The sequence below is a fragment of the Ruegeria sp. YKSD163 genome, from assembly GCF_059612905.1.
The window spans coordinates 1-9,536 of record NZ_JBXWRM010000041.1 but is presented as its reverse complement, the minus strand read 5'-3'; the positions used below and the strand labels follow the sequence as shown (position 1 = coordinate 9,536).

Genomic DNA, 9,536 nt, shown 5'->3' with positions numbered 1-9,536 from the left:
CTGGTTTCCTCAGGCTCTGGCGGCTCTTCGTAGGTAATCTCCAGATCGAAATTCTGGTTCTCACCCAGCTTGTCGGCCAACAGCCGGGCAATCTCGGCACTGGCCTCCTCCACATGGGTGGTACCCCGAAGCATTACCTGATCGGGTGTCACGACCAACGCACCGTTCTTCAAGGTTGCCAGCGCCTCGAGCCCGGCCAGCACCCGGACGGGCCAGTCCGCCGGCAGATCGGGAGCGATCCGCGCGGCGGTATAGACCGCTCTTGCCCCGAATGCCGCCTTGGCATAGCTGTCCACCATGTCGCGGGCATAATCGCTGCCAAGGCGCCCGCGCAGCTGCACCAGCCCTTCGGGGCTAAGCGTGGCGGTGAACTCGGGCGGGCCGATGGCCTTCTTGGTTTCGGGTTCGGGCAGGACCGCGTGCAGGGCAAACACATCGGGCAAGCCGGCTTCCAACTCTCCGACGACCCGGTCGAACAGAGCTGGGTCGGTGCTCGGCGCAACGACCAGCGTGATGTCGGCATCCGCGATGGTCACCGTGCCCCGGCCCAGTTCGGCCAGTGCGGCAAGGCTCAACTCGGCCGCCTTGGCCCAGCGGGGCGACGGTACGCCCATCCCGATGGTGCACGAAGCATTGCCCTGCATCCCTGCATTGCGGGCGGCGTTCAGGATACGGTCGCGGGCGGCCTCGGTGTCGGCGGCGCAGGCATCGAAGCGGGCACCCTCGTCGTCGATCAGGAATCGCAGGGTGAACGGCGTCAGTACCGGACGCGGGGCCGCGATATCAAGGCCGATCCGCAGCGAAGGCGGCGCGGCACGGTTCAGCGCCTGTTCCAGCCGTCTCTTGTCCGCACCGCTGTCCGAGATGGCGCGTACCGTCACCCGCCCGGCGCTGACCGAGATCTTCGAGCGCGGCAGCATACCCAGAGCGACCACGGCATAGTCCAGCGCATCCTGCCAGCCATCGGGCACCGGATAGCTCGCGGTCTCCAAGAGGTCGGCGACCTGCTGCCCGTCGGCCAGCCGCTTGAGCGCATTCAGCAACGCCTGCCGGTTCATCGAGGCGGGCACCAACCCGATGATCGAGACACCGGAATCATTGCGCAGGATTTCGATGGAGAATTTCGGAGCCGCCAGGCCTGCCGAGGGTCGTACCTGCATCAGGTCGATCACGCGCGAGGCGTCAACCTCGCCTCCGACCACCGACAGCGCGTTGAACCGTGTCGCCTCGTCGGGGGCCATGCCGGTCATCTTGACCTGCAACCCGTCGGCCTCGACCTCGGCCCAGTCATGGCCCTTCAGGTCCAGGGCCCGGCGCACGGCGATTTCCGAGTTTTCCTCGACAGCGGACACCGCAAAACTGGCGGCGACACCGCACAACGCCGCAGCCAGAACAAAGGTCAGCGCGACCACGAGGGTCAGGGGAAGTCGCATGAGCAGGTCGTGTCTCTCCGGTCTTTGGCAGAGTTCTTAACTCTCAAGGGTCGGTGGTGCAATCATGCGAGCAGTGCAACCAGAAAGAAGATGAGCGGAATCAGGCCGGTGTCGCGATTGACCCGGAACAGCTGCAACAGTTTGCCATTGTCATTCAGGTCCAGCCCGCGCAGCTGCCACGCCATATGCCAGCCCATCGCCCAAGGCCCTGCAAGCGCCAGCACCAACGCCAGGATCGAGGCATCGGGCAACGCCGCCTCGATCACGGCGATCCCCATCAGGCTGACGGTTGCGACCAGGAAATAGGCCATCCAGCGCGGCGTCTGGTCGCCAAACAGCCGGGCGGTCGACTTGACCCCGATCAGCGCGTCGTCCTCCGTATCCTGATGGGCATAGATGGTGTCATAGAATAGCGTCCAGGCAATACCCGCCAGATAGAGGAACACCGCGCCCCATCCCAACGAGCCGGAATGCGCCGTCCAGGCCAACAGCGCGCCCCAGTTGAACGCCAACCCCAGAAAGACCTGCGGCCACCAGGTGAAGCGTTTCGCATAGGGATAGATCGCCACCGGCAACAACGACAGCACGCCCATGGCAATGGCCGCTCGATTGAACGTCAGCAGGATCATCAGCGCCAACAGCGCCTGCGCCACCATCCAGACCGCCGCCATCCGCACGCTCACCTGCCCCGATGGGATCGGGCGCGAGCGCGTGCGCTCGACCCGCCCGTCGAACTCTCGGTCGGTGATGTCGTTCCAGGTACAGCCCGCGCCCCGCATCAGGAACGCGCCCATCCCGCAACCGACGGCGATCCACAGATCGCCCCAGCGCGCATCCTGCCCGTCAAGCATGGCCAGCGCCAACCCCCACCAGCAGGGGATCAACAACAACCAGGTGCCGATGGGCCGATCGGCCCGGCTGAGCCTGAGATAGGGGCGCGACCAGGCCGGGGCATGGATATCGACCCAGTTGCCGGTCACCGCATCGGCAACCTGACCATCTGGTGTTGGGGCTTGGCCTTGCATATGTAGTCTTCCATGAGTGCAAAGATCAGACTGTATGTAGAGCAGGCGCTGGGCCAGGGGCAACCGGTTCAGGTGTCGCGCGATCAAGCCCATTACCTGTTTGGGGTGATGCGGCTGGGTGTCGGCGATCCGGTGGCCCTGTTCAACGGGTTCGACGGCGAATGGCTGGCTCATGTAACCGAGGCCGGCAAGCGCGGCGGCACGCTGGTTTGCGAGACGCAGACCAGACCGCTTCAATTGCCGCCCGACCTGTGGCTGCTCTTCGCGCCGATCAAGAAGGCACGTACCGACTTCATCGTCGAGAAAGCGGCCGAGATGGGGGCTGCCCGGATCGTGCCGGTGCAGACCGATTTCACAAATTCCGAACGCATCCGCCAAGACCGGCTCCAGGCCCACGCCATCGAGGCCACCGAACAATGCGGCGGCACCTTCGTGCCCGAGGTAGCGGATCTCCAAAAACTCTCCCGCCTGCTCGATACCTGGCCCGCCGAGCGGCAGCTGATGTTCTGCGACGAGGCCGAGGCCGGGTCCGCCCTGCGCCTCGCCTCGGAGGCGCGGAACAAACCCTGGGCCATCCTGATCGGCCCCGAAGGCGGCTTCTCCGAAGCCGAGCGCAAGCGCCTGCACACAATGACCGAGGCCCATGTGGTAAGCCTTGGCCCCCGCATCCTGCGCGCCGATACGGCGGCGGTGGCGGCCATGACCCTGTGGCAACAAGCGCTAGGGGATTGGGCATGAGTTTTGTCCGACCCGAAGCGCGCGCAGCGCTGTGGCGCTGGCGCGAGGTGGTCGCAGGGCTTGCGCTGGTCCTTCTTGGGTTCAGCTGGATCGCGGGACCGGGTGGTCTGTTGGGCTGGACCGGTTGGCCGGTCGCGGCGTCCGGCGTGATACTGGCGGTCGTCGGGGTCCAGCGCGCACGGTTCCGCACCGGTGGTGGCGGTCCGGGCATCGTGCTGCTGGACGAGGGCGAGATCACCTATATGGGGCCGCTCGGAGGCGGTTCGGTCGCTTCGGCCGAGATCGAGCGGCTGACCTTTGACCCCACGGCCACCCCGCCGCATTGGCTACTGGAACAAAAGGGGCGCGACGTGCTTGCCATCCCCGTCAATGCCGAGGGGGCAGAGGTCCTGTTCGACAGTTTTTCGGCGTTGCCCGGTCTCAGGACCGAGCGCATGCTGACCGCGTTGAATACCGAAGCCCGCCATGCGGTGGTAATCTGGGAACGTACACCCTCACGCCTTGCCGCGCTGCCATTGCACTGATCCTGTCGGAGTGTTGCATCATTTTCGGTGATGGGCAGGCCAACACAACCGCGTGAGTTTCTACCCCCCGTTCCATTGACACTTGCGTCAAATGTGCCACTTGTCGGCAGATCGAGTAAAGCCAAGACGGAGCCCGAGCATGTCCATTCCCCAGTCCGGCGGCGGACCGATCGAACGCCACGAACAGCTGGCCGAATACCTTGCCTCGGGCTGCAAGCCCAAGTCCGACTGGCGCATCGGCACCGAGCACGAGAAATTCGGCTACTGCAAGGACACGCTGAAACCGCTACCTTACGAGGGTGAGCGTTCGATTCTCGCCGTGCTCCAGGGTCTGCGCGACCTGCACGGCTGGGCCCCGCTGGAAGAGGGCGGCAAGCTCATCGGCCTGACCAAGGACGGCGCCAATGTCAGCCTTGAACCGGGCGGCCAGCTGGAACTCAGCGGCGCGCCGGTGGAAACCATCCACCAGACATGCGACGAGGTGAACGACCACCTGCGCGACGTCAAGGATATCGCCGACAAGATCGGCGTCGGCTTCATCGGCCTTGGCGCCGCGCCGATCTGGACCCATGAGCAGATGCCGCTGATGCCCAAGGGCCGCTACAAGCTGATGGACAATTACATGCAACAGGTGGGCACATCGGGCACCACCATGATGCGCCGCACCTGTACCGTTCAGGTGAACCTCGATTTCGCCTCCGAGGCGGACATGGTGCAGAAACTGCGCGTCGCCATCGCGCTGCAACCGGTGGCCACGGCGCTGTTTGCCAATTCCCCCTTCCTCGAAGGTAAGCCCAACGGCCATAAAAGCTGGCGCGCCCGCGTCTGGCGGCACCTCGACAACGACCGCACCGGCATGGTGCCCTTCGTGTTCGAAGACGGGTTCGGGTTCGAACGGTGGGTGCAATACGCGCTCGATGTTCCGATGTATTTCGTCTACCGAGACGGCAAGTATATCAACGCGTTGGGCCAGTCCTTCCGCGATTTCCTCAAGGGTCAGCTGCCCGCGTTGCCGGGCGAGACGCCGACGCTCAGCGATTGGGCCGATCACCTGACCACGCTCTTCCCCGAGGCGCGGATCAAGAAATTCATCGAGATGCGAGGTGCCGACGGTGGCCCGTGGCGCAGGCTTTGTGCGCTTCCCGCCTTCTGGGTCGGGCTGATGTACGACCAATCGGCATTGGATGCTGCTTGGGACCTGGTTAAGGGTTGGGATGCCGAGACGCGCGACACCCTGCGCATCGAGGCGAGCCGCCAGGGCCTGCAAGCGCAGGCTGGCGATGTCCGCATGCACGACCTCGCACGCGAAGTTCTGGCGATTTCCGAGGCCGGGTTGAAGGCGCGCGCACGCCCCGGCGCGGGTGGCCTCGTGCCCGACGAGACCCATTTCCTGAACGCGCTCAAGGAAAGCGTCGAGTCGGGCAAGGTTCCCGCTGACGAATTGCTCGAGCATTTTGACGGTGACTGGAACGGCGATCTGACCCGGATTTACGGGCAATACAGCTATTGACCCTGGTCTCAGGTCCCATTGGTTTCCGGCGAGCCGCACGCGACACGAAGGCGAAAAGCATGCGGTGAGCACACCTGAAACTCTTTTTGCAAAGGTTCCACGGCAAACCTCAGACCGATGACAGGCGCACTTGGGTTGGCGGTATGATCGGCAACCGCAACAGAGTGCGCAGGCATGACGCCAACGGACCAGGGACCATACAAGACGCGACTCTCTGGTTGTGCGATAGAGCGGCAAGGGCCTCTTTACCGGCTGACAGCCTGTCCGGCATCCATGGAAGGGTGGCCATGACGCTGGTTGGTTCAAAGGCCTATTGAAAGAGCGCCCCCCTGCCCCGCATCTCCGTGCGTGGTTTCCGATGGCGCCAACGCCGATCTCTTGCTGATCATTGACAGGGCGGTCGCCAACATCGCGGTTTTAGCCCCGCCACAAGCTTCCTGACGGACTCATTAAACTGCACCTCACACGACAGCGTCCCGGGCCCACGCGCAGTACGGGCACCTTTTCGACAGTATGACCGAGGCGGTCCGTGCATATGTCCGCATATCGGACAAACAGAGGCCTTCGGATTGCAGCTGAGCCGATAGCGATTTCAATAAGGGCGGGTCGATGGATCGGCAGGCCGCTGACCAGCCTGCCAAGGATGCTGTCATCGAATATTTCTCGACCACATCCTGCATTCGGATGACACACTATTTGCGCCCGAGCGCGATCTCGGGCCTACTGGATCGACCCGAACACAGGAAAGGACGACGCAATGACTGTTCATGTCCCCGCCAAACGCCTGGATATGACCCTCGAAGACCGTCTTACGAAGGAAGAAGGCTGGGTCTACATGACCGGAATGCAGGCACTGGTGCGGCTTCCGATCCAGCAGCGCAAGCGGGACATGGCGAAGGGTCTGAAAACGGGAGGCTATATCTCGGGTTATCGTGGCTCGCCTGTCGGCACCTATGACATGAATCTGTGGCGGGCCGAAGCCGTGCTCAAAGAACACAACATCGTTTTTCAGCCCGGCGTGAACGAAGACACCGCCGCCACGGCCACTTGGGGCGCGCAGATGGTCGGACTGTTTCCTGGCGCACGGGTCGATGGGGTCTTTTCGATCTGGTACGGCAAGGCGCCAGGGCTGGATCGATCGATGGACCCGATCCGGCATGCCAACCTTTCGGGGACCAATCCCAAAGGCGGTACGCTGCTGCTGGTGGGTGATGACCACGGCGCGAAATCCTCGACCCTGGCCTGCTACTCGGATCTGAACTTTGCCTCGCTTGGGGCGCCGCTGCTGGCGCCCGCCAATGCGCAGGATGTGCTGGACATGGGTCTGCACGGCATCGCCATGAGCCGTTATTCCGGCACCGTTGCCGGGATGAAGTTGGTGACCGACGTGGTCGAGGGCGGCGGCTCTGTCCACGTGTCGCCCGACAGTCCGACGATCGTGCTGCCCGATGGCGAAACACCGGATACGTCGATCAAGCCCTTCATTCCTGTGCCCGAGCAGGAACGGTTGTTGTGGGACGTCAAGCTGCACAAGGTGCTGGCCTACGCGCGCGCAAATGGCCTCAACCAGCTGGATGGCCCCGAGGCGGCGCGCATCGGCATCGTCGCGGCAGGGAAAGCCTGGCAGGACCTGGCGCAGGCGCTGGCAGGCTTGGGATACCGTGACGGAACGATCCGCGGCATGCCCGTCAGGCGGCTCAAGGTCGGGATGGTCTGGCCGCTTGATGCCGAAATCATCCGCGACTTTGCCAAGGGGTTGGACACGATCATTGTGGTCGAGGAAAAGCGCCCGCTTCTCGAAGATCAGATTCGCGCGATCCTCTACGGGTCCGAGATGGCCCCGCGCATCGTGGGCAAGACCTTTGCCGGGCAGGTCTATGCGCCCGATGCGGCCGAATGCGCCTTTCCGAATACGGGCGAGATCGATCCGGGATTGATCACCCGCGTACTGGTGCGGGTGGCGAACGAAACTGATCCAGGCAGCGGCCTGTCGCTCCCGAACAGCCCCGAGGCACCGGTCGCCCTCGGGACAGGGGCGCTTCGGCTGCCGTCATTCTGTGCCGGTTGCCCGCATGGACGGTCGACACAGGTGACCGACGGCAGCCGGGCACTGGCGGGGATCGGTTGTCACACGATGGCGATGCTGCGCGATCCGACCAAGACGAACTCGGTCAGCCACATGGGCGGAGAGGGCGCGATGTGGTTGGGACAGTTCCCGTTCACCGATGAACAACATGTCTTTGCCAACATGGGTGACGGTACCTATTTCCATTCAGGGCTGATGGCGATCCGGGCCGCAGTCGCGGCCGGCGCCCCGATCACCTACAAGCTGCTGCACAACGGGTTTGTCTCGATGACCGGCGGCCAGCCGCATGATGGTGAGATCAGCCCCGAGAAAATGGTGCGCCAACTCAAGGCCGAAGGGGTCGGACAGATCGCGTTGGTGGCCGATGAACCCGAAAAATACGACGGCAAGGATCTGGGTTTCGGCGTGAGCGTGCATCCGCGCACCGAACTGGACATGGTCCAGAAGGAATTGCGCCAGAAACCGGGTGTAACGGTCATCATCTATGATCAGCCCTGCGCGACCGAGCGCCGCCGCCTGCGCAAGCGCGGCAAGTGGGCCGACCCCGACAAACGGGTATTCATCAACCCTGAGGTCTGCGAAGGCTGCGGCGATTGCTCGACGGTCTCGGCCTGCATGGCAATCGAACCGTTGGAAACCTCGTTCGGACGCAAGCGCAGGATCAATCAATCCTCGTGCAACAAGGATTTCTCCTGCGTCGAGGGATTCTGCCCGTCATTTGTGACGATCAGCGGCGCCAGGCCGCGTCGGGCCAAGGCCGCCGAGGTCGAAATTGACGTAAGCCACCTGCCGATACCGGCCGCCCGGGCCATCGATGGGTCGTGGTCGATCCTCGTCTCGGGCATCGGCGGCGCCGGGGTGGTGACCGTTGGCCAGACACTCGCCGTGGCCGCCCATGCGGACGGGTATTACTCGTCGAACCTCGACATCACCGGGCTTGCGCAGAAATACGGCGCGGTCCACAGCCACATCAAGATCGCATCGCGACCCGAGGACATGCGCGCGACCCGGATCGCCACGGGCGAGGCCGATGCGCTGATCGGCTGCGATCTGGTGGTCGCGGCGGGTGACGAGGCTTTGTCCAAGCTAACCGCAGGCAAATCCGTAGCGGTGACCGACACGACGGTGGTGCCGACGTCCGAGTTTGCAAGAAATCCAGACTGGCAGCTGAACGGGGATGAGCAATTGGAGCGCATGAGCCGCGTTCTGGGTTCGAAAGCTCGCGGCCTGGCGGCGCAGGACCTTGCGGAAAAGGTAATGGGCGACCGGGTTTTTGCGAATATGGTGTTGATGGGGGCCTCGTGGCAACAGGGCGGCATCCCGCTGTCACTCGAAGCGATCCACCGCGCCATTGAGCTGAACGGCGTTGCTGTCGACCGCAACAAGCAGGCCTTTGATCTGGGACGCCTGGCTCTCGCCGACCCTGAACAGGCCCGAACCTTGGCGGGAGCCGATGCACCGGTGCCGCTCGACACCCATCGCGAACAAACCCTGGACCAGATCGTGGCCCGACGGATTGAGGAACTTACCGAATATCGGAACGCCGAATTCGCCCAGCGCTACGCCGAGCGCGTCGACGAGGTTCGGGCCGCTGGCCTGCCGGATGCCGCCGTTTTGGCGGTCGCGCGCGGGCTCTACAAACTGATGGCGGTGAAAGACGAGTGGGAGGTAGCGCGGCTCTACACCAAGCCAGCGTTCAGCAAGGCACTGACCGAGACCTTCGAAGGCGACATGGAACTGACCTTCCATTTCGGTGCCTGGCCCTTCGGCGGCACCGATCCAAAAACCGGTAAAGCGGTCAAGGGTCCGGTGAAAGGCAAAACGGCTCTGCGGTTCTTTGCCTGGATGAATCGCCTGCGTGTGCTGCGCGGCACGATCCTCGACCCGTTCCGTAACTCCGACGAGAACCGGCTGGCTCGAAAGCTGCTGGCGGATTATCAGGCCGATATTGATTTTGCCGTGGCCAATTCCGTTACCGCCGATTCCGAGGCCATTACCAAACTGCTGAATCTGCCGGACCAAATCCGCGGATATGGACACGTCCGCGGGCGTCACGCCACAGCGGCAGACCAGATACGCACGGACCTACGCGCCGCGATCCTGACCGACAGGGCCGACGCTGCTTGATCGGTGGATCGGACATGCAACCGAGCGGAAACTAACCTCGCCTCGGGGACCATAAAAACTGGTCCCCGAACCCACTGACGGGTGTTGCGGACC

Annotated in this window: 6 protein-coding genes; 4 read left to right on the top strand and 2 right to left on the bottom strand. The window is 63.6% G+C overall.

What is annotated here, in order from left to right:
- Positions 1-1,433 (bottom strand): OmpA family protein (locus AC2FNA_RS23925; protein WP_496830911.1); only part of this gene is annotated, 1,433 nt, incomplete at its 3' end.
- 62 nt (positions 1,434-1,495) lie between these two features.
- On the bottom strand, positions 1,496-2,458 hold the full coding sequence (gene ubiA / locus AC2FNA_RS23920) for a 4-hydroxybenzoate octaprenyltransferase (protein WP_234142425.1): 963 nt from the start codon (positions 2,456-2,458) through the stop codon (positions 1,496-1,498).
- Positions 2,459-2,470: 12 nt separating this feature from the next.
- Here ubiA and AC2FNA_RS23915 point away from each other — a divergent pair, with 12 nt between their 5' ends.
- The 4 genes from AC2FNA_RS23915 to AC2FNA_RS23900 all read left to right on the top strand — a co-directional run bounded on the left by AC2FNA_RS23915 (position 2,471) and on the right by AC2FNA_RS23900 (position 9,443).
- Positions 2,471-3,196, top strand: coding sequence for a 16S rRNA (uracil(1498)-N(3))-methyltransferase (locus tag AC2FNA_RS23915; RefSeq protein WP_496830908.1), 726 nt, complete (start codon positions 2,471-2,473; stop codon positions 3,194-3,196).
- Positions 3,193-3,720, top strand: coding sequence for a hypothetical protein (locus tag AC2FNA_RS23910; protein ID WP_496830906.1), 528 nt, complete (start codon positions 3,193-3,195; stop codon positions 3,718-3,720). Before AC2FNA_RS23915 ends, AC2FNA_RS23910 begins: the two co-directional genes overlap by 4 nt.
- A gap of 139 nt (positions 3,721-3,859) precedes the next feature.
- Positions 3,860-5,230, top strand: a complete 1,371-nt coding sequence (locus AC2FNA_RS23905) for a glutamate--cysteine ligase (RefSeq protein WP_496830904.1) — start codon at positions 3,860-3,862, stop codon at positions 5,228-5,230.
- Positions 5,231-5,987: 757 nt separating this feature from the next.
- The gene (locus AC2FNA_RS23900) at positions 5,988-9,443 is read left to right on the top strand and encodes an indolepyruvate ferredoxin oxidoreductase family protein (RefSeq protein ID WP_496830902.1); all 3,456 of its coding nucleotides are present in this window, start codon (positions 5,988-5,990) and stop codon (positions 9,441-9,443) included.
- The last annotated feature ends 93 nt before the right edge of the window (positions 9,444-9,536 follow it).

What these genes read in the sequence shown, in the direction of transcription:
- ubiA (WP_234142425.1), bottom strand. Translation starts at nt 2,458, where the DNA reads ATGCAAGGCCAAGCCCCAACACCAGATGGTCAGGTTGCCGATGCGGTG.
- AC2FNA_RS23915 (WP_496830908.1), top strand. Translation starts at nt 2,471, where the DNA reads ATGAGTGCAAAGATCAGACTGTATGTAGAGCAGGCGCTGGGCCAGGGG.
- AC2FNA_RS23910 (WP_496830906.1), top strand. Translation starts at nt 3,193, where the DNA reads ATGAGTTTTGTCCGACCCGAAGCGCGCGCAGCGCTGTGGCGCTGGCGC.
- AC2FNA_RS23905 (WP_496830904.1), top strand. Translation starts at nt 3,860, where the DNA reads ATGTCCATTCCCCAGTCCGGCGGCGGACCGATCGAACGCCACGAACAG.
- AC2FNA_RS23900 (WP_496830902.1), top strand. Translation starts at nt 5,988, where the DNA reads ATGACTGTTCATGTCCCCGCCAAACGCCTGGATATGACCCTCGAAGAC.